Here is a 24,402-nt window from a genome sequence, read left to right as displayed (position 1 = left end):
GAATCACCCTCGGGGCGAAAGTCCCATCAGCCTTCACATGCCCATTGACCTGCACCGCTCCCTCGTCCCCGGCTCACCGCGCCGGGGCAGCCCGTCTCGGAACCAGTGACTTTGGTCCCGGACGCTGACGCGTGTCAGCAGCGCTCGACGCGGACGGCGGCGGCCCCGCAGAGGACGAGCAGCGCGCAGGCCTCCAGCAGGGCGAGCCACGGCAGCGACGCCGCCGCGTCCGTCCGTGAGGAAGTGAACGTCTGCCGGACCGCCGCGTTGACCGGGGAGACGGATGCCACCAGCAGCCCGAGCGAGAGCGCCGTCAACGTCAGCGTCCCGGCCGCCCGACCGCGCACCGGCAGCGCACCGACCGCCGTCCCTGCCAGCACGCCGACGAGGACCGCCACCAGCCCGTCCGCCACGACCGTCCCGATCGGCGCGTGCGGGCCCACCGGCGCCGACGAGGCCGCCACCTCGAACGCGGCCCCGGCGGCGCCCAGCACCAGCCCGCCGCCGAGCCCCACGGCCAGCGCCGCGGCCCGGGCCGCTCGGGCACCCGCCGCCGCGGCCACCACCGCCGCGGCGGCCTCCGGCTCGGCCGACAGCACGGCCCGGGTCAGCCAGCCGCAGACGGGCACCAGCACCGCCGCGCACCACCCGAGCGAATCCCCGTACTGCTGCCCGCCGACCCGGCCGGCCAGCAGCAGGAACGCGCAGCAGAGCAGCGGCGGCAGCCGGCGCTGCGAACGCAGCGCCAGTGCGGCGTAGTAACGCAGGACTTGACGGCTCATCAGCGAACCTCGCGGACATGGGCACCGGGTTGGGCGAGAACGGCCCGCAGCAGCGCGTCCGACGCCCCGGCCGCCACGCGCAACCGCAGGGCTCCGTCGCCGAGTTCGGCGGCCTCCGTCACCCCGCTCAGGACTTGGAGCCGGGCTGCCGGCACTCCGGTGACCGTGATCACCACCGTCTCCGCGTCATAGGACCTCGCATCCCGGTCCACGCGCACGCGGCCCTCGGCGACGCACCAGTGCGCATCCGCCCGGCCGGCCAGCCTCGCCGGATCGTGGTCGACGAAGACGACCGCCGTGCCACGGGCGAGCCGCTGCCCGACCTCCTCGTCCAGGGTCTGCCGCGCGGCCTGGTCGAGGCCGGTCCAGGCCTCGTCCAGCACGAGCAACTCCGGCTCACCGAGCAGCGCCTGAGCGACGGCCACCTTCTGGCAGCTCCCCTTGGAGAGCTCCCGCAGCGGCCGGCCGGCGAAGCCGGTCGCGCCGAGGCGCTCCAGCAGTTCCTCCACCCGCGGGTCCTCGGCACCGTGCAGCCGCCCGAGGTGGCACAGGTAGTCGCGCGCGGTGAACGGCAGCTCCGCGGGGAACCGCTCCGGCACGTAGGCGCGCCGGGCGTACCCGTCGACGATCCGTCCGCGCGTCGGCCGTGCCACACCGGCGAGGACACGCAGCAGCGTCGACTTCCCGCTGCCGTTCCCACCCACGGCCCGCACCAGCGCGCCGCGCTCCACCGTGAGCCCCACCTCGCGCAGTACCCACGGCCCACGCGGCCCGTACCGCTTGCCCACCCCGTCGAGTCGCACCCGCCCAGGCTAGGCGAGGGGCTGTTCGCTCCCCGTGAGGATCCGCACGCTCGGCGGCCCCTCGAGCAGCGTCGCGGACAGCTCTGCCCGCGAGCGCGGAGGAACGCGCTGTACAGGCCCTCGATCTCGGCGATCACCGCAGCCAGACGGAGACGGCCGTCCGGCAGTTCCGGGTGGTCCAGCGTCGTCTCCTCTCGGGGCGGCGGGCGACGGTCAGGGGGCGGAGTCGGGAACGTCCGTGGCGCGGGCGTAGGCCTGACTCGGGGTCATGGACACGCCGTTGAGCTCGACCGTGCGGAAGGTGCTGACCGGCGCGCAGGTGTTGCCCTGGTCGGCGGTCTCGGCGTGCGAGTCGGACAGCGCCGCGTGCGTGCTGACGGGTGCCGGCTTCCCGCCGCCGCCCGGGTAGGTGACGCCGCTGGTCCAGTCGCTGCCGATGACGAGGGTGACCCGGCTGACGGCGGAGCTCTCGGAGAGGTGGGCGGCGGGGATGCCGAGGGCGGAGGCCACGGTCTGGGCCTTGGCCTGGTCCCCTGCGGGGTAGCGCAGCGTCGTGGTGGCGGTCTGCGTCGGGGCGTTGGACGCGCTGGTGCCGCTGCCGAAGCCCTTGCGGGTGAGGGCGGCGGCGAGCTCGCCCGCGCGGCCCGTGACGCCGCTGCCGTTCTCCACGTGGACGGAGACGTCGGCCGCCGGGACGCCCGGCTGGGCGGGGGCGGCGGTGCTCGGAGCGGCGGACGGCTTGGTGGTGCCGGCGGCGCCCTCGCTGAGGGGCTGGTCGTTGGCGATGGCGGCGAACAGCGCCTGCGCGCTGGTGGCGGGGACGACGCGGTCGGGGTTGCTGGGATCCGGCGCGGTCTGCATCGTGGTGAAGGTGATCCGGCTGGTCGGGACCTTGGCCACGTCCGCGGCCAGGCCGAGCAGCGACCCGACACTGCCGAGGCTGCTGTCGACGGTGAGCGCCTTCGTCGCGGAGTTCGCGAGGTTGTAGAGCGCGCCGGGGTCGGTGAGCGTTCCGGCACTCTTCATCTTGCGCATCAGCGAGGACAGGAACATGTGCTGCGCGTAGGTCCGGCCCAGGTCGCTGCCGTCACCGAAGGCGTGCCGCGAACGCACGAACTCCAGGGCGGCGACGCCCTTGAGGGTGTGGTCGCCCTTGGCGAGCTTCAGGTGGGAGTAGGTGTCGTACACGTTGTTGTCGACGCAGACCTGCACACCGCCGACGGCGTCGGACATGCTGACCACGCCGGAGAAGCTGACCATCATGAAGTGGCTCAGCGGGATGCCGGTGAGCTGGTGGATGGTCTGCATCTGGCACAGCGGCCCGTAGCCCAGCGCGCTGTTGACCATCCCGTAGTAGCCCTGGGTGGTGTTCTTGGGGTCCTTGGGGTCGGTGCAGGCCGGGACGTGGACCATGGTGTCGCGCGGGATGCTCATCACCGTGGCGTTGGAGCGGTCGGCGGATATGTGGACCACCATCTCCACGTCCGCGTTGCCGTAGCCGCCGCCGATGTTGCAGTCGCCGCCGAGGTTGCAGTCCTCCTGCGTGTTCCGCGCGTCCGTGCCCAGGACCACCATGTCGATGGGGGTCCGCCCGAACGCGTCCGGCTTCTCGCTGCCCAGCTTGGAGGCGCTGTCACTGCCGAGCGAGACCGAGTTGATGTTCCCGCTGAGCTTGTTGTAGAGCCACGCGCCCGCACCGGCGGTGATCAGCACCAGTACGGCCAGGACGATGCCGGTGACCTTGGCGACGCGACGGCCGCGACCACGCGGTCGGCGCCCTCCCGGGCCTCCCGGGCCTCCCGGGCCTACCGGGCCGCGCGGCGCGTCCTCGCGCCGGGCACGGCGGGTGCCGGACATGGCGCCCTCCAGGTCCGCGGTCATCGTCACTTCCTTCACTCGGCGGCAGGTGGCACCCTTGAGACGCCGATGAGCCCCCCGCCAGTTGCATGGTTGCGCAATCTAGCAACTGAACCTGGGGAAGTGGAATGCCGGGAGCTCCGCTGTCACGCGCGGAAGAGGCGGCGGACCGCCACCAGCGCCGCGCCGTAGACCACCAGGACCGCACCGAGCAGCGGGTAGAACGCGAACGGCAGGGCCCCCAGCCCGAGCGGCTCCCCCAACGGGCTGAGCGGGAGCAGGACACCGACGGCGACCAGACCGAGGTTGGCCCAGCGCACCGGCCACGCCGCGGGTGCCCGCACGCCCCCGGCCGCGGTGCGCAGGACGTGCACGGTGAGCGCCTGGGTGACCAGGTTCTCGGTGAACCACCCGGAGTGGAACAGGAGCTGGGCCCGCGGCGCGTTCCAGCCGTGCCCGAGACGGTGCAGGACCGCGAAGACGAGCAGGTCCGCAAAGGTGTTCACCACGCCGAACACCACCACGAACCGGGCCAGGCCCCGGCCGTCGAGGACCGCGGGCCGCGTCCCGCCCGGGGTGGTCGGCCGGTCGAAGGCAAGCGAGAGCTGCGCCGCGTCGAAGCACAGGTTCTGGACCAGGACCTGGGAGGGGAGCATGGGCAGGAACGGCAGCCAGAGCCCGGCCACCAGCATGGACAGGACGTTGCCGAGGTTCGAGGCCACGGTGATCCGCACGTAGGTGCTCATGTTCGCGAGCGCGTTGCGGGCGGCCCGGACCGCCTCCCCGAGCCCGGCCGGGCCCGCCGCGGTGAGCACCAGGTCGGAGCGGCTGCGCGGTGCCTCCAGGGCCTGCGGCACGCTGAGGCTCACGTCCGCGGCGTGCAGAGCGGGCAGGTCGTTGGCACCGTCACCGAGGAAGCCCACCCGATGACCGCTCGCGCGCAGCGCCCGGACGATGCGGGCCTTGTGGGCCGGGCTCGCCAGGGCGAAGACGGTGGTCGACCCGGCCGCCCGGCGCAGCGCCTCCTCGTCCATCACGTCGACCTCCCGCCCCAGCAGCGGCACGCCCGGAGCCAACCCGGCGGCCCGGCAGGCGCGCAGGGCGCTGCCGGGCCGGTCGCCGGTCACGATCTTCACCACGACGCCGTCGGCCGCGAGGTCGGCCAGCGCCCGCAGGGCTCCCGGTTCGGCCTCCTCCTCCAGCCCGACCAGGCCGAGCAGCGTCAGCCCAGACCGCGGGAGCACCCCCGGCACGTCCCCGCCCCGCGCGGGGAGGTCCCGCACGGCCACGGCCAGCACCCGCAGCCCGGCCTCGGCCCGGGCGTCGGCCAGAGCGACGACCCGCTCACGGCGTCGGTCGTCCAGCGGCGCCTCCCCCGTCTCCCCCGTCTCGGCGCCGAGTCGCTCGTGCGAGCAGCGCGCCAGCACCTCCTCCACCGCGCCCTTGACGATCACCGTGCGGCACCCGAGCCGCCCGGGCTCGCGGACGACGGCGCCGGCCAGCCGCTGGACCGGATCGAACGGGACGACGGCAAGGCCGGTCGTGCGCGCGCCGAACTCCGGATCGTCGGCGAAGGCCTGGTCCAGCAGGGCCTCGTCCACCGCGTCGAGCAGGGGCGGGTCGCCCAGGTCCATCGCCATCAGACTCGCCAGCGCGGCCCAGTGCGCCACCTCCGGCCGCTCGTCCCCCTCCGCGTCGACGGCGGTGACGAGCCGTAGCCGGTCCCTGGTGAGCGTGCCGGTCTTGTCCGCGCACAGCACGTCCAGCGAGCCGAGGTCGTGGACCGCGCTGAGCCGCCGCACGGCGACGCCCGCACCGCGCAGCCGCCGCGCGGCGCGGGCCAGGACCGTCGTCACCACCAGGGCCAGCATCTCCGGGGTCAATCCCACGGCGACCGCGGCGGCATAGGGCAGCAGCGGCCAGCCGCCGCCGTTCACGGCGACCTCGACGCCCACGGCGGCGACGGCCGAGAACACCGTCCCGGCCAGCAGCAGCCGGGCGACCGAGCGGGCCGCGCCGTCGAAGACCGTGGCACGGCCGGAAGGAACGCGTGGCCGCGCCTGGTCCGCGAGGTGGGTCCGCACGCCCGTGGCGACCACGACACCGGTCGCGGTCCCCTGGACCACGCGGCTGCCACGCAGGCACAGACGCGGATCCTCGACCGCGGCGGTCCGCCGGTCCGTGCCCCGCCGCACACTCCCTGCCACCAGGCCGGCGGCGTGCCTGGGCACCGGCAGCGTCTCACCGGTCAGCACCGACTGGTCCAGCGCCAGGCCCTTCGACGAGAGCAGCAGCACGTCGGCCGGCAACTGGTCCCCGGCGGCGAGCCGCACCGTGTCGCCGGGCACGAAGAGGTCGAACGGCAGCTCCCTGGCCACCGGCCGGGCCCCCTCGTGCGCGCGCCGCACGACGGTCGCGGTCCCCTCCCTGGCGTCCGGCGCCACGGCGCCGGACCCGCGGTCGGCCGAGCGCTCGCCGACGAACCGCAGCACCGCCGCCGCGCAGGTCAGCACGAGCAGGACCACCGTGCTCGTCAACGCCCCGGCGATCGCGGTCACACCGGCCAGCAGCATCAACGTCACGGTGTACGGGTCGCCGAGCGCCGTCGCGGCCCACCGCGTCCAGCGGCGCGGCAGCTGCGGCGGCAGCAGGTTCTCGCCCCCGGCGAACAGCCGGCGGTCGGCCTCCGCCTCCACCAGCCCCCGGGGGCCCGCCCCGAGCCTGCGCAGCGCCCGCAACTCGCCCATCGCGGCGAACTCCGGCGCTGCCGCCGCCCCGATCTCCGCCTCGCCGCCGGCTGCCTCGGCCCCGCCCGCGTCGTCCGCCGCGACGGCACGGAGCGGGAGCTCAGCCGACCCGCGCATACGGGACCCCTCCACCCGCCGCGTGCAACTGGCTCGCCGCCAGACGCACGAAGGCCTTGGCGTACTCCTCGTCCAGGAAGTAGATCTGCCGGCGGCCCTCACGCCGGGACCTGACCAACCCACCAAGCTTGAGCTTCGCCAGATGCTGGCTCACCGCCGGAAGCGCCGCCCCCACCCGCGCGGCGAGCGCCGACACGTCGCTCTCCCCGGCGGCCAGCAGCCACACCATGCGCAGCCGTATCGGCGACGAGAGCAGCGCGAACCCGGAGGCCATCCGCTCCACCACCTCCGGCGCAAGGTCCGCCGCGTCCGGCATCAGCTCGCTCAACGTGGGCCTCCCCTTGTCTCGCCCGGGCGGGCCACCAGGGTAGACAACCGGAAGAGCCCGCGAGGCTCCGCGCCCGAAGGGGACGGCCGAACTGTGGCGCGGGGACTTCGACTTGGATGCCTCAGGGAGCCGACAGCCCACCTGGGACGACAAAGGCCCAGGTGGGGATCATGTCCCTGACCTGGGCCTTTACTGCTGGAGCGGGCGACGAGAATCGAACTCGCGCTCTAAGCTTGGGAAGCTCATGTTCTACCATTAAACTACGCCCGCCTGATCACCCGTCAGAGACGGCCGATCCATCCTCACTCTACCCCATCACCCGCCCCACGTGCAGCGGTGGTGTCCCTGAGCGCCGTGGGCGTACTGTGACGCCCGGATGGCCGGTAGCCGGGTCGGCGAGCCTGTGGGCGGTATGTCCGGAAGATCCCCTAATGTGGCTGCGCTGGCCTACGGCGTTGGGGAGAGGATGCAATGGAGCGCACTGTCGTCCGTTGTGCCGAAGGGCACCTGTTCAGCACCGCGAGTTTCCCGCTTCAGAATCTGCGGCCCGCACGGATCGGCCCCGGCCGGTTGATGCGGTGTCCCCAGTGCGCACGGCTGCGGAGTGCCGTGCCTGCGGATCTGGCGGTGCTGTCGACGGAGCAGATCACGCAGGCGCTGCGCCGGGAGGCTGTGGCCCCCCTCGCGTAACGCGGAGTGTGCGGAACCGGATGAGGACGAGGACCCCCGTGCCGGATTGGGCGGGGGTCCTGCCATGCACGTAGTCTCGACCCGTGCTGCTCTCAGACAAGGACATCCGGAACGAGATCGAATCCGGTCGCGTGGGCATCGACCCCTTCGACCCGGAGATGATCCAGCCGTCAAGCATCGACGTGCGCCTCGACCGGTTCTTCCGGGTCTTCGAGAACCACAAGTACCCCCACATCGACCCCGCGGTCGAGCAGCCCGACCTGACCCGGCTCGTCGAGCCGGACGGGGACGACCCGTTCATCCTGCATCCGGGTGAGTTCGCGCTGGCCTCCACCTACGAGGTGGTGACCCTGCCGACCGACATCGCCTCCCGCCTGGAGGGCAAGTCCAGCCTGGGCCGGCTCGGCCTGCTGACGCACTCCACCGCCGGCTTCATCGACCCTGGCTTCAGCGGCCACGTGACGCTGGAGCTCTCGAACGTGGCGACCCTGCCGATCAAGCTCTACCCGGGCATGAAGATCGGGCAACTGTGCATGTTCCGGCTGACCTCGCCGGCCGAGTTCCCCTACGGGTCCGAGCGCTACGGTTCGCGCTACCTCGGCCAGCGTGGTCCGACGCCGTCCCGGTCGTACATGAACTTCCACCGGACCAAGATCTGAGCACGGCCGGATCCGTCAGATCAGGAGCAGGGTCTTGCCCAGCGCGGTTCGGCCCTCGATCGCGGCGTGCGCGTCCGCGGCGCGCTCCAGCGGGAAGGTCTGTCCGATGACCGGCCGGACCCGGCCGGCGACCGCCTCCGCCATGACCTGCTCGGCCCACCGGTGCATCCTCGGCCGGAACCCGTAGAGCTGCTCGATCCCGATCACCTCGACCCCGCGCTTCTGCGCTTCCGCGGGCTCGATCACCGTCAGTTCACCGCTGGCGGCTCCGTGTACGGAGAACCGGCCGTGGCGGGCCGTCAGTTCGAACGCGGTCCGGCCGATCTCCCCGCCCACGCCGTCGAACACGACGTCGGCACCGGCGCCGCCGGTCGCCCGCAGGACCTGTTCGGTCCAGTCCGGTGCGGAGTAGTCGACCGCGGCCTCGGCCCCCAGACCACGGATCACGTCGAGTTTCCGCGCCCCGCGGGCCATCCCGACGACCCTGGCCCCGGCCGCCCGCGCCAACTGAACCAGCAGGCTGCCGACACCGCCGGCCGCCGCCTCGACCAGCACCCACTCCCCGGCAGCGATCCGGGCCCCCTCGACCAGGCCGGTCGCGGTGCTGCCGTCCGAGTGCAGGGCCGCGGCCTCGCGCAGGCCCAGCCCCTCGGGTACCCGGATCAGGCTCTCCGCATCCGCCGCCACCCACTCGGCGAAGGCACCCGTCGCCCCGGCGTCCGCCAGCACGAGCCGACCGATCCAGCTCGGCTCCACCCCCTCCCCGATCGCACTCACCCGGCCGGCCACCCTGCCGCCCGGCACGTACGGCAGGTCGGGTTTGGCATGCCACGGGTCGACGCCACGGCGGATCCGGGTCTCGACGAACGTGATGCCCACCACGGACACCTGGACCATCACCTGTCCCGGTCCGACGACCGGCTCCGGCGCCTCGCCCGGCACCAGTACCTCCGGGCCCCCGAAACGCACCGCCTGCACCGTCCGCATGCTGATCACTCCCCCTGTCCGGATGACGACCTCTTCGACACCACGGATTCTTCAACCTCAACCGAAGTTGAGGTCAACCGCCGGACCATGGGACGCTTCCGGGCATGATCATCCGGACCGCGGAACTCACCGTCGGGGAACTCGCGGCCCGCAGCGGCGTCGCGGTGTCCGCCCTGCACTTCTACGAGACCAAGGGCCTGATCTCCAGCCGCCGGACGGCCGGAAACCAGCGCCGGTACCGGCGGGACGCGCTGCGCAGGGTGGCGTTCGTCAAGGCTTCGCAGAACCTGGGCATCCCGCTGGCCGAGATCGCCGCGGCGCTCGCCTCGCTGCCGCAGGAACGCACCCCCACCAAGGCGGACTGGACGCGCCTGTCGGCGACGTGGCGCGAACGGCTGAGCAGCCGGATCGAGCAACTCGAGCGGTTGCGCGACAACCTCGACGGCTGCATCGGCTGTGGCTGCCTGTCCTTGCGGACCTGCCGCCTGTCGAACCCCGGCGACGAACTCGGCCGCAACGGCCCCGGCCCCCGCCGTCTGCTGGAAAGCCCCGCGGCCAGGCCCTAGGCGCGCTTCGGGCTGGTGGTGACCGTCAGCTCGCTGCCGTCCTCGGAGAGGCGCAGCTCGGCGGTGAGGGCGGCGAGCTCGCCGAGGTGGTGCAGGTGGGTGCCGCCGCAGAAGATCGAGGCGTGGCCCTCGGGCAGCTCGGCGTGCCACTCGCGGCGCGCGGTGAGCTCCGGCCCCGGGGCCTCGACGCGTACCGCGGAGTCCGCGGCGACCCAGGCCGCGAGGCGGGAGTTGACCGCGTCCGTGATCGCCGGGAGGTCGGCGGCCAGCTCGTCGGCGGTGAAGCCCTTCTTCCGCAGCGACTTGCCGATCCGGTAGACGTCGTAGCTCGCGGCCGTGTCCATCCGCGAGGTGTCCATCGCGAGGGAGTCGAAGTCCGGGTTGCCGTGCGAGTCGCTGCGGCCCGGGTCCTTGCGCCAGCGCGGCGCCAGCGCCGCGTTCAGGGCGAGCGCCAGCAGGTGGCACCCGGTGTGGGAGGCGCTGAGCGCCGCGCGGCGGTCGGCGTCGACGAGCAGCTCGACCTCCTCCCCGACCGCGACCGGCTCGGCGACGACGTGGACGACCAGCCAGGCCCACTCGGCGTCGCCGCGGCGCACCGGGATGTCCGCGCCGAGCGCGAACTCGCCCTCCGGGCCGACCCCGCCGGTGACGCAGTCGAGCACCGCCTGACCGCCCAGCGTGCCGGTGTCGGCCGGCTGGTCCGGCCAGGTGTGGTCGAGCGGGTGGAACGGCGTCCGCGCGACGACCACGCCGTGGCGGCCGTCGGGCAGCGGCAGGGAGGCCACGACCGTGGACCGGTCCGCGACGCCTCCGGCGGGGAAGGTCACCTGGGTGGAGGCGTCGGGAAGGGACGGCGCGGTCATGAGCGGGCTCCGTTGCACGGTCGACGGGGGTACTGGGGTCCTTCGTGAGGACTGACCCCATTCAACCGCACGCCCCCTGAAGAGGCTCAACCAAGCGTGGGGAGCTTGATCACCACGAGCAGCATGACCAGCTGGAGCGAGGCCGCCGTCAGCGCCTTGCCCCAGGGCAGGTCGTGCAGCTGCCGCAGCATCGACGCCAGCAGCCACCCGCACAGGCCCCAGGTCGCCCAGCCGAGCAGCTGCACCACGCCGTTGCCGCTCGGCAGGAACAGGGCCAGCAGCAGGCGCGGCACGTCCGTCAGCCAGGAGATCAGCATGGCCAGCCCCACCGTCGGCGCGAAGGCGCCGTCCCCGCCGAGGCGGCGGGCCAGGGCGTGGGTGACCGAGCCGAACATCAGCCCGGCCACGACGAACCCGGCGGCGCTGCTGAGCAGGATGGCGACCGCGACGGCGAACGTCGAGTTCAGCACCTGGCCGCTGGTGTCGCCGAAGGCGAGGGAGGCCACCAGGCCGTAGCCGGCGGAGACCAGCAGCGCCGGGCCCCAGACCTGGTGGGCGCGCATCTGCGCGAAGGTCCGGGTGGGGTGCCGCACGATGCCGCGCAGCAGCTCCCGCCACGGCAGCCGCTCCGACCCGACCTGCGGGTGCGGCTGCCCCGCGCGGTAGACCGCGACGTGCTCCTCCGCGTCCGGGTCGGCCGGGAGGGCCATCTCGGGCACAGTGAAGGAGCGGGTGTGACCCGGCTCGTCGGCCGGATCGACCGCGACCGCCTGACCCGCGGGGGCCACCGGCCCCCGCTCCCCGCCGATCTTGATTCCTCGTAGACGCACAACCCGACGGTACCCGTCCGCCGCACCGTCGAACGATCATGTGATCACCCGGAACACAGCTGTGACAGGAACGGCTCAGTTCTCCAGCCAGCTGTGGACGGGCGTTGTCGCCGCCGCGGCCGCGGGGGTCAGCGCGGCATCCCACAGCTGAACTCCGGCGATCATCCCGACCCAGTGGTCGGCCCAGCGGTTCTGGTCGGTCAGCCGGCCGAGCTGCAGCGGACCGGGCTCGGGGACGATGCCGCTCACCGTCGTCGTGCCCTGGAGCTTCCCGTCGACCCAGAGTGCGATCGTGTGCGCCCTCGCGTCGTAGCTGCCGGTCAGGTGGACCCACTGGCCGACCGTCGAGTCCGCCGTGGAGTAGACGGCCTTCACGGTGCCGTCCTGGTTCCCCTCGGCTGTCTGCACCTTGAAGGTCCACTTGTTGTGGTGGGGCCAGAAGTCACGGCCGAGATCGAAGCCGAAGTAGCCGCCGTCCCCCTGGCTGACCGCGCTGCGCCCGTCCACCGCGGCCTTGTTGAGGACCCAGGCGGAGACGGTGAAGCTGTGGCCGGTGTCCACGACCTGACCGGCCGTCGCGGCGTAGGAGTCCGGATCGCCCACGCCCCACAGGACGTGCGCCGTGGCCCCGGGATGCCCGAGGGCGCCGGGCGTCGCACCGACGGAGCGCACGCTCGCCGCCAGACCGAGGTCGAACGGCGCCGCACCGGCACCGTCAGCGAGCTGACGGGGCCCCACGGCCGGCCCGGAAGCGGGCGTCGGGGCCGCAGCGGAGGACGACCGGACGGCGACGGGACCCGGCGCGGCCACCTCGCTCGTGGTCCCCAGACGGCCCAGGCCCCAGCCGGCGAGCCCGCCGACCACGAACGCCCCGGCGACGGCCGCCGCCGTGACCCGGCGCAGTCGGCGGTCCCGCCCCTCCTGCGCGTTACGGTCAGCCAGCGCGTTCCAGTCCGGTTCGGCCGCGCGCTGCCCGTAGGGAGGTGGGGGACTGTAGCTCACGTGCTCACTCCGCGAATCCCGGCGCCAGGTAGATCGTGTACTTGGCCGAGGTGCGGCCCTCGGTGCTGACCACCGTGGTGAGCACCCGGTAGCCGGCCTTCTTCAACGCGGGCTGGACGGCCGCGTCGATGGCCGCCGTCTGCGCGAAGTCCAGGACGACGACCTGGTACTGGTGCGCGGCCACGGCGGCCTTGATCGCGTCGGCGCCCGTCAGCACCTGGTGGGTGACCGGGTCCTGGTAGGTCTTGCCGACCAGGTCGCTCCACTGCTGCCAGTTGGAGTCGTCCTTGAAGTAGTAGGCCACCACGTCGTAGTCCTCGACGAGGTACTGGTCGGTGCCCTTCTGGATGTACGGCTTGAGCGTGCCGATCAGCGGGCTGGAGTTGGGCCAGGCCGAGAACATGTCGTTCGCCTGCGAGGCGCCCACACAGCCGAGGACGCCCACGAGCGCGGCGCTGGTCGCCACCGCGAGCGACGCGTGCACCCGGCGGGCCAGCACCACGAAGACCCGCGCCAGCAGCACACCGACGGCGATGCAGGCGAACCAGGCGCCGAAGTCGACGTGCTTCTGCAACGACAGCCAGGTGTGGATGCGGATCTGGTTGACCGGCGCGGCCGCGCCCGCCCCCAGCAGCACCAGCACGAGCCAGAACTCGGCTCGCACGCCGCCGCGCCGCCGCGAGGCGAACCAGCTGACCACGAGCGCGATCAGGGTGAGCACCAGCAGCGCGCCGACCCAGCTCGCCGCCGCGCGCGCGACGTACCCGGGGGCGTCGGTCCCGATCTTGCGTTGCAGGGTGGTGCTGTCGAAGCCGTGCCAGTAGACCCCGCCCGCCGCCACAGCGGGGACGACCAGCGCGACGGCCCAGACCGCGAACAGCACCAGGCCGCGGCGCCAACGCGCCCACGCCCACGGCGAACCGGTGCGTCCGGCGAAGACGGCGACGCCCAGCACCGCGGGCGTCCACAGCAGCGACGCGTACTTGGTGGCGTCCGCCAGTGCCATGGCCAGCGCCGCCGGGAGGACGCAGAGATACGTCCCGCCGGTCGCCAGCCGGACGGCGAAGTAGCCGGCCCAGGCCAGGCAGGCCAGCGCCATGGCGTCGTAGGTGGAGTAGATGCCGAGGAACTGCGTCGGCCCCAGACCCGCGAAGAGGGCCGCCGCGAAGAACGCGGCCGTCGAGCCGCGCAGCCGTCGCGTCGCCAGGTGGACCGCGAGGGTGGCGCTCAGCATGAAGAACAGGCTGAGCAGCCGGGTGCCCGTGAGACCGCCCGCCATGTCGGCCAGCGCGACGACCACCGGGTAGATGACCGGGGCGCCGGAGAAGAAGCTCTCGTAGGGCGCGACCGGCCTGCCGTGCAGGATGTGCGCCAACTCCTGGTAGCCGGAGTAGATGTAGGTGCCCTCGTCGACGAAGGCGGTGTTGGTGCCGACCAGCCGGTAGGAGAGCACGCCCTGGACGAGCAGCACGCCGAGCAGCGGCAGCCAGTCCTGGCGCAACCGGGCGCGCGGCGGCCGGGGCTCGCCCGCACGGGCAGGCCGGGCCGCCTCCCGCGCAGCGGCCTCGCGGTCCCGCTCGGACGGCTTCGGGTCGAAGGTCACCACGGGAACACCGTCGGCGCCCGGGCGGATCCACTGTCCGCCCGACCTCGTGCCAGTGGTCACCCGAGCAGCCAGGCGTAGTCCGGGCGGGGCTCGGCGGACGGTCCGGCGGCGACCTTGACGACGTCGGCCGCGGACAGCGCGTGGTTCCAGACCTGGATGCCGGCGACGGCTCCGTGCCACGGGGAGACCCACTGGCTGTTGGAGCGGACCCGGCCGACCTGGAGGCCGCCCTGGGTCTGCCGGATGCCGGTGACCTTGGCGGTGCCCTGGAGCGCGCCGTTGACGTAGAGGGCGATCTCCTTCTTGCCGCTGTCGTAGACCGCGGTGAGGAGCGTCCACTGGTTGGTGGCCGCGCTGCCCTTGGACTGGACCGCCACCGAACCGCCGCCCGGCACCTGGACCTTGAAGACCCAGCGGTTGTCGGCGCCGGCCGTGGTGCGGCCGAGGGTGAAGGAGTAGAAGTCGGCCGCCCCCTGGCTCAGCACCGTGCGGACGCCCGTGGGCTGGTCCGAGCGGGCCTGGGCGGAGATGGTGAAGCCGGCACCGGTGGCGACGACCGGACCGGTGGTCGAGGCGAACGAGTCCTGGCCGCTGGGCAGCAGCAGCGCGTCGACGGAGCGGCCGGGGGCCTTGCCCTGCTTCGCGTCCTTGCCGACGCCGAGCGCCAGGGTGCCGCGGCTCGGGGATATCGAGCCGTAGGTGCCCGGGTCCGGGGCCGGGGCGGGCCGGGCGCTGCTCGGGCCGCCGGAGGGCTGGGCGCTCCCGGAGTGCGAGACGGTCGGCGTGGGGCCGCCTCCGGCCCGGGTCGAGTCGTGGTGGCCGGTGACGAGCAGCGCGCCGACGGTGCCGGCCACGGCGAGGACGGCGACGATCCCGCCGCCGATCGCCAGCTTCCGCTTGCGTCGCTGTCCGTTCTCGTGCTGGTCCGCGAGCATGGTCCAGTCCGGCTCGACGCCGCGGATCGTCCCGGTCGGACCGGTCGGGCCCATCGCGCTCCAGGGCTGCTGCGGCTGTTGCTGCTGCTGCTGCCAGGCGGCGGACTGCTGAGGCACGGTCGGCTGCTGCGCGAAGGACGGCTGCCCGGAGGGCTGCTGCGCGGAGGGCTGCTGCGCGGAGGGCTGCTGCGCGGAAGCCGGCGGCGGGTAGCCGTAGCCGGACCCGGGCGGGCCGAAGCCCGCGGGCGCCTGCGGCGGCTGCTGCGGTTGCGGGGAGACCTGACCGACCCGCTGTGTCGGTGCGTCGTGCGCGGACGGCTGCGCGCCGGGCTGGGGCTCCTGCCCGCCTGCGGAGCTCACTGGTCGATCGGTCATGGGCGGAATGCTAAGGCATGACCCTTTGCCTGCCCATGCCGTCCCAGGACCCGCGATACGCGGGCGGTTTACGCCCGATTCATTCCGAATCGTTGTGCGGCAGCGTCCACTGCTCCTGGTCGGCTCCGTTGCAGGGCCGGAGCACCACCTGGCCTGACACACCGTCCGCCGCGAGGCAGGAGTGCGTGACGGAACTCACCAGGGACCGACCGCCGCCCGCGGCCCAGCGCTGCTGCGGAACTCCCGAGCAGGGGCGCAGCTCCGGCGCGCGGCCCTGGGCGACGGCCTGGAGACAGGAGGAGCCGACCCGCAGCGTGCCGTCGTTGGCCAGCGTCCAGGGCCGGCCGGTGGCGGCGGGCTGCCCGCAGGAGGACAGCCGCACGGCCGAACCGGTGGCGGGCGCCAGGCAGTCGGCCGCGTCGGCGGTCGCGATCGGGCCGCTCGGCAGGCCGACCTGGCCGTGGAAGGCGAACGACCGGGTGGACAGGCCCACCCCGCCGCTCCATATCTCGAAGCCCGCGGAGACCTTGCACAGATAGGAGGAGAGCGGCACGTAGCCGCGCTGCACCGCGTCCTGGGTGAACAGGCGCAGGTTCAGCCCCCGCACGCTGTCGGTGGGCTGGATGCGGACGTAGCTGATCACCGTGTGCGCGGAGCTCTTCGGCGCGAGGTAGACGCGGTAGTCGTCGCCCGCGAGGGTGATCGTGCCCGGCACCGGGTCCCCCGCAGGGCGGACGTCGTCGGTGGAGCGCAGCCAGACCATCAGCTCGGCGCTCTCGGACGGAACACAGGAACCCGCGTTCGGGCCGTACCAGAGGTCGTACGCCAGGTCGTAGTTGCCAGTGGCGTTCGCGGCGGCGCTCCAGTCCGAGGTGGCGTCACCGAGCGCGGTCACCGGGACGGGCAGGCCCAGGGCACCGGGAGCGGTGGCCACGTTGGCGTAGGCGCCAGGGGTGCCGGCCGTCTTCGGCACCATGTTGTCGACCTTGGACACCGTGAAGCCGGTGGTACCGGGGGTGTCGAGGCAGACGGTGCCCGAGGCGTTCCACTGGTCGGGCTCGATGACGTACGACCCGCCCTGGACCGAGGTCTTGGGGAAGGGAACCTGCGGCGAGGTGCACGAGACCGGCGCGACGGCCGCGGCGGAGGTGCTCGGGCTCACCGAGGCCCCGGGCCCCCAGGTGCTCGGGCCCTGCGAGGAGGCTCCGGTCGCGCCACTCGCACAGGCCGCCAGCGTCGCGAGGACGCACACCGCCGAGACAAGGCCCACCAGGCCCTCTCCGACGCGTCGTCTGCCGCCGGCCCCTGCGCGCATGATCACGCACGTCCCTCCACCGGACAGCCAGGCCCGGATCATCACGATCGGATTGCAATGCGCTGAAGAATTGTCCGTAAGTCGCACAGATTCGTCACTTGTCGTCCGGACCGCTCAGGAGCGCTGCTTAGGATGGCCAACCCTAGTGGTTGATGCTGTGTCCGCCGCTTCCGGAGTCGTCCGGGGTCCCCTCGCCCTCTCCTGAGAGAAGTCCATGTCTGTCACCGGTCAGCTCTCGTCAGCACCGAAGCAGCGGACCCCGTCCGGCGACCGACGACGCCGGGCACGACGCGGCGGCCCCACCAAGCCGCACGGGCTGCTGCCGCAACCGCCCACGGACAGCGAGAAGTACAGCTACACGCGACGGCGGCTGTGGATCCTCACGCTCTGCTCGCTGGTCAGCTTCGGCTGCCTGTCCGTCAGCCAGTTCGCCCTGGTGCGGATGTCCCCCTGGCTCTGGCTCTACGCGCCGTTCCTGGTCTTCACCACGGGCTACTACCTGCTCTCGCTGAAGGTCAACGGCTTCAGCCGGGACTTCGACCTGGCCGCGCACAAGAAGCTGGTGCGCGACTGGCGCCCGGACGAGTACCCCAGCGTCGACGTCTTCCTGCCCGTCTGCGGTGAGCCCATCGAGGTGCTGCACAACACCTGGACCCACGTGGCCCGGCTGCGCGACCGCTATCCGGGCGTGGTGACCCCGTACGTCCTGGACGACTCCGCCAGCTCCGAACTTGCGGCCATGGCAGTGGACTTCGGCTTCGTCTACGGCACCCGCTACGACCGGGGCTGGTTCAAGAAGGCCGGCAACCTGCACTTCGGCTTCGAGAACTCCGACGGGCAGTACATCCTCATCCTCGACGCCGACTTCGCGCCGCGCGCGGACCTGCTGGAGGAGCTGGTCCCCTACCTGGAGCAGGACCCGCGGCTCGGCATCGTCCAGTCGCCCCAGTTCTTCCGGATCACCGACCAGCAGAACTGGATCGAGCGCGGTGCCGGAGCGGTGCAGGAGCTGTTCTACCGCTCCGTCCAGGTCTCCCGGCAGAACCACGACGGCGCGATCTGCGTGGGCAGTTGCGCCATGTACCGGCGCGCCGCCCTGGAGGAGAACGGAGGCACGACGCTGATCGAGCACTCCGAGGACGTGCACACCGGCTTCGACCTGCGCCGCCTGGGCTGGGACCTGCGCTACGTGCCGATCGCGCTGTCCACCGGCGTCTGCCCGGACACCGCGGGCGCGTTCTTCAACCAGCAGTACCGCTGGTGCTCCGGCTCGATGAGCCTGCTCAGCAGCGGCAAGTTCTGGCGCACCAGGATGCGCTTCTCGACGCGGCTCTGCTATCTCTCCGGGTTCTGCTACTACATCCACACGGCGCTGTTCACCTTCGTCGCGCCGATGATCCCGATCATGCTGCTGCTCGCGGTACCACAGGCGCTGCGGATCCAGAACATGGCGCTGGTGCTGCCGAGCCTGGTCTACGCGACGATGATCTTCCCCTGGTGGCACCGCAACCCGTACCGGCTGGAAGCCTGGTCGACCCGGATGATGTACGGCTGGGCGCACCTGTACGCCATCTGGGACATCCTGCGGCGCAACCGGATGGGCTGGCAGCCGACCGGCTCCAGCGGCGCCAAGAAGAACAAGACCCGCCGCTTCTGGGCCGGCGTCATCGGCTGGGGCGCGACCTCGGCCGTGGTCTGGGTGACCGCCGCGCTCTACCGGATGCTGACCATGAACCCCGTCGACTTCGTGCTGGTGCTCTCCTCCGGCCTCTTCTACGCCGCGGTGGTCGGGCGCGTGCTCGTCCAGCCCCGGGCGCACTGACCGAGGGAGACGCCATGAAGTCCATCCACGCCATGCCGCGCGCCGCCCGCCTGGGCGCCCTGCTGTCCGTGCTCGCGCTGCTGCTGACCGGCTGCGCCCTGAACACCGAGCCCGACCTGACCGGTGCCGGCGGGCAGGACGAGGGCGTCGTCTCCGCACCCTCGGCCGGCGGCCCCTACGACGTCTCCGCGCTGCTCGACCCCTCGCACAAGTACGTCGGAGCGGCCCTGCCCGGCATCCCGCAGTCGCTCGACGCGCTCGGGCCGTACCAGCAGGAGATCGGCAAGAAGCCCAACGTCCTGGAGTACTACGCCTCGTTCGGCGACGGCTTCGACACCAGCGGCGCCCGCCGGATCTTCGCCGCCGGGGCCATCCCCTACATGGCGTGGGAGCCGTACAAGCCGAGTCTGGCGGCCATCGCCTCCGGCTCCAGTGACGCCTACATCACCTCGGTGGCCAAGGCGGTCGCCTCGGTCGACCTGCCGGTGGCGATCAGCTTCGGCCACGAGTTCAACGGCAACTGGTACCCCTGGGGCCGTCAGGCCGCCACCCCCGCGCAGTTCGTCGCCGCCTGGCGGCACATCCACGACCTGTTCAAGGCGGCGGGCGCGACCAACGTCATCTGGGTGTGGAGCCCGAACATCATCAACCCGGCCCGCAGCACCCGGCTTGCGCCCTATTACCCCGGCGACGCCTACGTCGACTGGGTCGGGGTCATCGGCTACTACGCCCTGTACGGCGAGCACACCTGGAACACGCTCTTCGAGCCCACCATGCGCGAGGTGCGCGGCTTCACCAAGAAGCCGTTCTTCATCAGCGAGACCGCCTCCCAGAACTCCAAGCGCCGGCTCGCGGACGTCGACGACCTGCTCAGCGGCATCCAGTCCCACCCGGACGTGCTCGGCTTCGTCTGGTTCGACATCGTCAAGCGCGCCGACTGGCGCATCGAGACGACACCCGAGCCACTGGCCGACTACAAGCTCCGCCTGTCCAACCCCCTCTTCGGCTTCGACATCCGGAATCCCTGATGGACACCTTCACCGCACCTCCCTTCACCGCGGCGGACCACCGGGTGCCCTACGAGATCCCGGAGGTCCCCGACAGCGCCTGGTCGGCGGCGCCCAGCCGTCGCCGCGACCGGGTCAGCCGGCTGCTGCTCCTCTGCGTCCTGGTGATCCAGGCCGCGCTGTCGCTGCGGCTGCGCAACACCGCGGACACCCCCGAGGCGAACGCGCTGGTCGTCGGCCGGGCCGAGGTCGCGCACCTGCTGCACTCCACGCCGATCAGCACCGACCTGGTGCACCGCTTTCCCGGCGCGCCCTGGTTCTACCCGACGCTGGCGGGCTTCGGGGAGTCCTGGGACCGGGTCGCCGGCGCCCGCCTGATCGGCCTGCTCTGCGCGCTGGCCACCACCGCCGTGCTGTACGCGCTGAGCCGGCGCCTGTTCAACGAGCGCGTCGCGCTGATCGCCGCGGCCGCCTACGCCGTCCTTCAGTCCACCGTGGTGCTCGGCTTCTACGCCTCGCCCGACGCCCTGGCCGTGCTGCTGGTCACCGTCGCCGCCTGGGTGGTGGTGCGCACCGGCCGCCGCAACCCGCTGTGGGTGCTGGCCGCGAGCGTGCCCGCGGGTCTCGCGGTGGCGGCGGAGTACGCCGCGCTGGTCGTCCTGCCGAGCCTGGCCCTGCTGGCCGTGCTGACCGCGGCCAAGCACCGCGGCTGGGGCGCGTCGCTGCTGCGCGGCCTGCTCCTGCTGGCTCCGGCGCTGGGCCTGCTGCTGCCCTTCGGCGGCACCCGGCAGGCGCTCACCGGCCTGGACGGGGCACTGACGCGCGGTCACGGCGGCGCCGGGGCGCTCGACACGCTCTGGCTCGCCGGACGGCTGGGCGGGCTGTTCGTGTTGATCGCGGTCGCCGGTGGCGTCGCCTACATCCTGCGCGAGCGGATGAACGAGGCTCCCGAGGCCGAGTACCGGCACGACTCGCGTCTGCTGCGGGTGCTGCTGGTCGTGCTGCTGTGCGGGACCGCCGGGCTCGTGCCCGTCTACCAGGCCGCCGTCGGCGACCAGACGGCGCTCGCCCGGCACCTCGCCCTCGGCCTGGTCTTCGCCGCGCCGCTGGTCGGCGTCGGCATCTCCCGGGTGACCGGCGCCCACTTCCGCAACCCGCAGCTCGGCATCCTGCTGTGGGTGCTCACGCTGGCGCTGGGCGTCCACCAGTCGGCGCAGCAGTTCCAGGGCTGGCCCGACGGCTCGGCGCTGCTGAGCACCCTCGACTCGCGGGTCGACGCCAAGGGCCAGTACCTGACCCAGGTGGACGGCCTCGGGGCCTACTACCTGGACGCGAGGACCACCCCGGGCCAGTGGGTCTCCGCCGCGGTCGGCCTGCCGACCGGCCAGGACGCCACGCTGGCGGCGGTGCGCTCCGGCTCGTTCCAGGTCGTCGTCCTGGACAGCGCCGTCACCGGCCCCACCTCCTCCGGCCTGGCGGCCGCGGTGACCGGCTCGCACCGGTACACGCTGCTCAAGGAGATCCACTACCTGGGCGCGGGCGGCCACGTGTACAGCTACCGGGTCTACGTGCTGACGCCGCCGGCGTCCAAGAAGCCCGTCCACGCCCACCGTCCCACCCGGACGGCCAAGCCGGGCGCGACGAAGACCGGCACCGCGAAGACCGGGACCACGGTCAAGAAGACGACGAAGGCGCCCGCTACCCACTGAGGGGTGCCCCGGGCGCCGACGCGGCGATCAGAGGGTCAGGATCAGGGTCAGGCGACGAGCCAGGAGTGCGTGGCCCTCAGGTGCTGCGGGCCGCCGTACTTGGCGATCTGCAGGATCTGGGCGGAGGTCAGCGCCTGGTTCCAGACCTGGACGTGGCCGATGAGGCCCTCCCACGCCTTGTCCCAGCCGCCGCCCTCGCGGGCCGCGCCGAGGACCAGTCCGCCCGGGTTGGTGGTGACGTTGGGCGCGTAGTGCGAGGCGGCGAGGACGCCGTCGACGTACAGATAGGCCCGGTGCTGGGCCGGGTTCCAGACGCCCGTCAGCAGCGCCCAGGTGTTGGCGGCGTGGAAGCGGGCCGCCGGGGCGTAGGCGGTGTACTGGCCGCCCACCTGGCCGTTGACGTCGAAGCTCCACAGCGCCGGACCGCCCGGGTGGGCGTCGTCGTAGGTGCGGCCGAGCTCGAACGAGGAGTTCTCGCCGGTGCCCTGGCTGACCGCGACGCCCGGGTCGCGGCCGTTGCCGGTCCAGACCCAGGTGGAGACGGTGAAGGCGTGCTTGACGTCGACCGCCGCGGTGCCGGACTGCGCGACGGCGACGGCGGACCGGCTGCTGTTCAGCACCCAGCCGCCCTTGATGTGCTTGACGGCGCCCTTGGGCCCGTGGACGGTCAGCGGCAGGTGGCCGGTGGCGTCGGCGAGCTCGTTCGGGTGGCCCGGGACGGTGGGGCCGGTCTGCGACGCCGCGGACGCCGTCGGCGCGACGGCGGCCATGCCGCCTGCCAGCGCGGCCACGGCCGCCACCGGCACCAGCGCGCGCTTCAGCACGCCGGCGATGCCCCGCTTCCCCCGCGTCCGGCCACCGTGCTCGTTGTCGTACGTGTGATCGGTCATGGCCGATGATCATAACCACACGCTGACGGCCCGCCAGAACCAGGTTCTGGCGGGCCGTCAGTGGTTCGCGCGGCAGCCGCTCAGGACGAGACCGGCTCCGGCTCCTCGGCCGTGGCCTCCGGCGCGGCCGGGTCGGCCTTGACCGACTCCAGCAGCAGCTGGGCCACGTCCACGACGCGCAGCGACTCCTTGGCGGCGCCGTCGTTCTTCTTGCCGTTGACCGAGTCGGAGAGCATCACCAGGCAGAACGGGCAGGCGGTGGAGACGATGTCGGGGTTGAGCGACAGCGCCTCGTCCACGCGCTCGGTGTTGATGCGCTTGCCGATCCGCTCCTCCATCCACATCCGCGCGCCGCCGGCGCCGCAGCAGAAGCCGCGCTCCTTGTGGCGGTGCATCTCCTGCTGGCGCAGACCCGGGACCTTGTCCATGATCTCGCGCGGCGGGCTGTAGACCTTGTTGTGGCGGCCCAGGTAGCAGGGGTCGTGGTAGGTGATCAGACCCTCGACCGGGTTCACCGGCAGCAGCTTGCCCTCGTCGATCAGGTGCTGCAGCAGCTGGGTGTGGTGGATGACCTCGAAGTGGCCGCCCAGCTGCGGGTACTCGTTGGCGAGGGTGTTGAAGCAGTGCGGGCAGGTGGCGACGATCCGCTTGACCGGGGCGTCTTCCAGGGCCGCGTTCAGGGTCTCGACGTTCTGCGCGCCGAGCATCTGGAAGAGGAACTCGTTGCCCAGGCGGCGCGGGGAGTCACCGGTGCAGGTCTCCTCCTTGCCGAGGATCGCGAACTTCACGCCCGCGGTGTGCAGCAGCTCGGCGAAGGCCTTGGTGGTCTTCTTGGCCCGGTCCTCCAGGGCGCCGGCGCAGCCGACCCAGTACAGGTACTCGACCTCGGCGGGCTCGATGTCCTCACCGATGACCGGCACCTCGATGCCGGTCTCCTTCTTGAGCTCCTTGACCCAGTCCAGGCGCGCCTTGGTGGCCAGGCCCCAGGGGTTGCCCTTGTTCTCCAGGTTCTTCAGCATCGTCCCGGCCTCGGTCGGGAAGCTGCTCTCGATCATCACCTGGTAGCGGCGCATGTCGACGATGTGGTCGATGTGCTCGATGTCCACCGGGCACTGCTCGACGCAGGCGCCGCAGGTGGTGCAGGACCACAGCACGTCCGGGTCGATGACGCCGTTCTCCTCGGCGGTGCCGATCAGCGGGCGCTCGGCCTCGGCCGCGGCGGCGGCCGGGACGTTCGACTTGTCCTCACCGGCGAGCAGGTACGGAGCCTTGTTGTAGGCGTGGTCCCGCAGGCTCATGATCAGCAGCTTGGGCGAGAGCGGCTTGCCGGTGTTCCAGGCCGGGCACTGCGACTGGCAGCGGCCGCACTCGGTGCAGGTGGAGAAGTCGAGGATGCCCTTCCAGGAGAACTCCTCGACCTGGGAGACACCGAAGACGGCGTCGTCGGCCGGGTCCTCGAAGTCGATCGGCTGGCCGCCGGAGTGCATCGGCAGCAGCGCGCCGAGCGCGACCTCGCCCTTGGCGTTGCGCTTGAACCAGATGTTCGGGAAGCCGAGGAAGCGGTGCCAGGCCACACCCATGTTGGTCTTCAGCGAGACGACGATCATCCAGATGAACGAGGTCGCGATCTTGATCATCGCGACCAGGTAGACCAGGTTCTCGACCGTGCCCGTGGACAGACCGCGGAAGGCGACCGTCAGCGGGTAGGAGAAGAGGAAGTTGACCTCGTAGGAGTGCACCCCGCGCAGCACGCCCTCCAGACCGCGCAGGGTCAGGATGGCGAGGCCGATGATCAGGACGACCGACTCGACGAAGTACGCCTGGCCGGCGTTGGAGCCCGCGAACCGGGACTTGCGGCCCGGCTTGTTCGCCTTGCTCAGCTGGCGGATCACGATCAGCGTGATGATGCCGAGCGTGGTCAGTACGCCGATGAGCTCGGTGAAGACCTCGTACGGCGCCCACTTGCCGATGACCGGCAGGGTGAAGTCGGCCGAGAAGAGCTGGCCGAAGGCGTTCACCAGGGTGAGCACCAGCGTGTAGAAGCCGACCGCGACGAACCAGTGGGCGACACCGACGATGCCCCACTGGTTCATGCGGGTGTGGCCGAGGAACTCGCGGACGACGGTGACCGTGCGGTCCTTCCAGTCGTTGGTGCGCGAGCCTGCGGGCACGTTCTGCCCCAGCCGGACGAAGCCGTAGATCTGGAGGAACGCGCGCGCGAAGAGCGCCGCGCCGACCACGGCCAGAACCAGCGACACGATGATCGCGGCGATTTGCATGCGAGCCCCTCAGAGACTGGAGCGACAACTACCCACTAGTAACTTATCGCAGTTCAAGCTGAGCGTAGCGATTCATGTACCCGATCCCCAGTCGAAGCCGGGGTGACATAGCGCACCACCGCCCATGCGGCGTAGGGGCGACATAAAGTTGAGCCAGCTTCGCTCATGTCTGTTGACGCACGGCGGAGCTTCAGGCACTCTTGAGTCTGTTCAGCTCAACTTCCTCTCTTTGG

At 72.2% G+C, this 24,402-nt stretch carries 20 protein-coding genes and 1 tRNA gene; 6 read left to right on the top strand and 15 right to left on the bottom strand.

Going from position 1 to position 24,402, the window contains the following annotated elements; translation table 11 throughout:
* Positions 1-134: 134 nt before the first annotated feature.
* The 6 genes from ABH931_RS02240 to ABH931_RS02215 form a co-directional block, all read right to left on the bottom strand.
* Entirely contained in the window at positions 135-782 is a 648-nt protein-coding gene (locus ABH931_RS02240; RefSeq protein WP_370109273.1) for an ABC transporter, read from the bottom strand.
* Positions 782-1,585 (bottom strand): ATP-binding cassette domain-containing protein, encoded by an 804-nt coding sequence (locus ABH931_RS02235; protein WP_370109271.1) that lies wholly within the window; start codon positions 1,583-1,585, stop codon positions 782-784. Before ABH931_RS02235 ends, ABH931_RS02240 begins: the two co-directional genes overlap by 1 nt.
* Before the next feature lie 213 nt (positions 1,586-1,798).
* On the bottom strand, positions 1,799-3,466 hold the full coding sequence (locus tag ABH931_RS02230; protein WP_370109269.1) for an LCP family protein: 1,668 nt from the start codon (positions 3,464-3,466) through the stop codon (positions 1,799-1,801).
* 122 nt (positions 3,467-3,588) lie between these two features.
* Entirely contained in the window at positions 3,589-6,306 is a 2,718-nt protein-coding gene (locus ABH931_RS02225; protein WP_370109268.1) for an HAD-IC family P-type ATPase, read from the bottom strand.
* A complete protein-coding gene (locus ABH931_RS02220) occupies positions 6,290-6,622 on the bottom strand; it encodes an ArsR/SmtB family transcription factor (RefSeq protein ID WP_370109471.1) in 333 nt (110 codons plus the stop codon). Before ABH931_RS02220 ends, ABH931_RS02225 begins: the two co-directional genes overlap by 17 nt.
* A 208-nt stretch (positions 6,623-6,830) precedes the next feature.
* Positions 6,831-6,904 (bottom strand) — tRNA-Gly (locus ABH931_RS02215).
* A gap of 201 nt (positions 6,905-7,105) precedes the next feature.
* Between ABH931_RS02215 and ABH931_RS02210 the strand changes: the two genes are divergently transcribed.
* Positions 7,106-7,324 carry a hypothetical protein gene (locus ABH931_RS02210; protein ID WP_370109266.1) on the top strand — a complete coding sequence of 73 codons (219 nt, stop codon included), beginning with the start codon at positions 7,106-7,108 and terminating at the stop codon, positions 7,322-7,324.
* Positions 7,325-7,407: 83 nt separating this feature from the next.
* Positions 7,408-7,983: a dCTP deaminase gene (dcd, locus tag ABH931_RS02205; RefSeq protein ID WP_370109265.1), complete on the top strand. Its 576-nt coding sequence runs from the start codon at positions 7,408-7,410 to the stop codon at positions 7,981-7,983.
* Positions 7,984-7,998: 15 nt separating this feature from the next.
* Here dcd and ABH931_RS02200 read toward each other — a convergent pair whose 3' ends face one another.
* Entirely contained in the window at positions 7,999-8,970 is a 972-nt protein-coding gene (locus tag ABH931_RS02200; protein ID WP_370109263.1) for a zinc-binding dehydrogenase, read from the bottom strand.
* Between the two features lie 104 nt (positions 8,971-9,074).
* On the opposite strand from ABH931_RS02200, the gene soxR reads away from it, so the two are divergent.
* Positions 9,075-9,536, top strand: a complete 462-nt coding sequence (soxR, locus tag ABH931_RS02195) for a redox-sensitive transcriptional activator SoxR (protein ID WP_370109261.1) — start codon at positions 9,075-9,077, stop codon at positions 9,534-9,536.
* On the opposite strand, the gene ABH931_RS02190 is transcribed toward soxR, so the two are convergent.
* From ABH931_RS02190 to ABH931_RS02165, 6 genes are all read right to left on the bottom strand, one after another.
* Positions 9,533-10,399, bottom strand: a complete 867-nt coding sequence (locus ABH931_RS02190) for a metal-dependent hydrolase (RefSeq protein ID WP_370109259.1) — start codon at positions 10,397-10,399, stop codon at positions 9,533-9,535. The two genes, soxR and ABH931_RS02190, sit on opposite strands and share 4 nt — an antisense overlap.
* A gap of 86 nt (positions 10,400-10,485) precedes the next feature.
* Positions 10,486-11,229, bottom strand: coding sequence for a Yip1 family protein (locus tag ABH931_RS02185; protein WP_370109257.1), 744 nt, complete (start codon positions 11,227-11,229; stop codon positions 10,486-10,488).
* A gap of 75 nt (positions 11,230-11,304) precedes the next feature.
* Positions 11,305-12,231, bottom strand: a complete 927-nt coding sequence (locus ABH931_RS02180) for a LamG domain-containing protein (RefSeq protein ID WP_370109255.1) — start codon at positions 12,229-12,231, stop codon at positions 11,305-11,307.
* 4 nt (positions 12,232-12,235) lie between these two features.
* Positions 12,236-13,897, bottom strand: coding sequence for a hypothetical protein (locus ABH931_RS02175; RefSeq protein ID WP_370109254.1), 1,662 nt, complete (start codon positions 13,895-13,897; stop codon positions 12,236-12,238).
* Entirely contained in the window at positions 13,894-15,147 is a 1,254-nt protein-coding gene (locus ABH931_RS02170; RefSeq protein WP_370109253.1) for a LamG domain-containing protein, read from the bottom strand. Before ABH931_RS02170 ends, ABH931_RS02175 begins: the two co-directional genes overlap by 4 nt.
* 79 nt (positions 15,148-15,226) lie before the next feature.
* Positions 15,227-16,462: a ricin-type beta-trefoil lectin domain protein gene (locus tag ABH931_RS02165; RefSeq protein WP_370109251.1), complete on the bottom strand. Its 1,236-nt coding sequence runs from the start codon at positions 16,460-16,462 to the stop codon at positions 15,227-15,229.
* 214 nt (positions 16,463-16,676) lie between these two features.
* Here ABH931_RS02165 and ABH931_RS02160 point away from each other — a divergent pair, with 214 nt between their 5' ends.
* The 3 genes from ABH931_RS02160 to ABH931_RS02150 are packed head-to-tail and all read left to right on the top strand — an operon-like array spanning position 16,677 to position 21,000.
* Positions 16,677-18,284: a glycosyltransferase family 2 protein gene (locus tag ABH931_RS02160; RefSeq protein ID WP_370109249.1), complete on the top strand. Its 1,608-nt coding sequence runs from the start codon at positions 16,677-16,679 to the stop codon at positions 18,282-18,284.
* 14 nt (positions 18,285-18,298) lie between these two features.
* A complete protein-coding gene (locus ABH931_RS02155) occupies positions 18,299-19,312 on the top strand; it encodes a glycoside hydrolase family 26 protein (protein WP_370109247.1) in 1,014 nt (337 codons plus the stop codon).
* Positions 19,312-21,000, top strand: a complete 1,689-nt coding sequence (locus tag ABH931_RS02150; protein WP_370109245.1) for an ArnT family glycosyltransferase — start codon at positions 19,312-19,314, stop codon at positions 20,998-21,000. Before ABH931_RS02155 ends, ABH931_RS02150 begins: the two co-directional genes overlap by 1 nt.
* Before the next feature lie 47 nt (positions 21,001-21,047).
* Here ABH931_RS02150 and ABH931_RS02145 read toward each other — a convergent pair whose 3' ends face one another.
* Both ABH931_RS02145 and ABH931_RS02140 read right to left on the bottom strand, forming a co-directional pair.
* Positions 21,048-21,890, bottom strand: a complete 843-nt coding sequence (locus ABH931_RS02145; protein WP_370109243.1) for a LamG domain-containing protein — start codon at positions 21,888-21,890, stop codon at positions 21,048-21,050.
* Between the two features lie 80 nt (positions 21,891-21,970).
* Entirely contained in the window at positions 21,971-24,169 is a 2,199-nt protein-coding gene (locus ABH931_RS02140) for a (Fe-S)-binding protein (RefSeq protein WP_370109242.1), read from the bottom strand.
* Positions 24,170-24,402: the final 233 nt, after the last annotated feature.

Origin of the sequence: Streptacidiphilus sp. MAP12-33 (assembly GCF_041261265.1) — a bacterium.
GTDB lineage: Bacteria > Actinomycetota > Actinomycetes > Streptomycetales > Streptomycetaceae > Streptacidiphilus.
The sequence above is the reverse complement of the archived record's forward strand: the minus strand, read 5'-3'. Positions and strand labels throughout refer to the sequence as shown.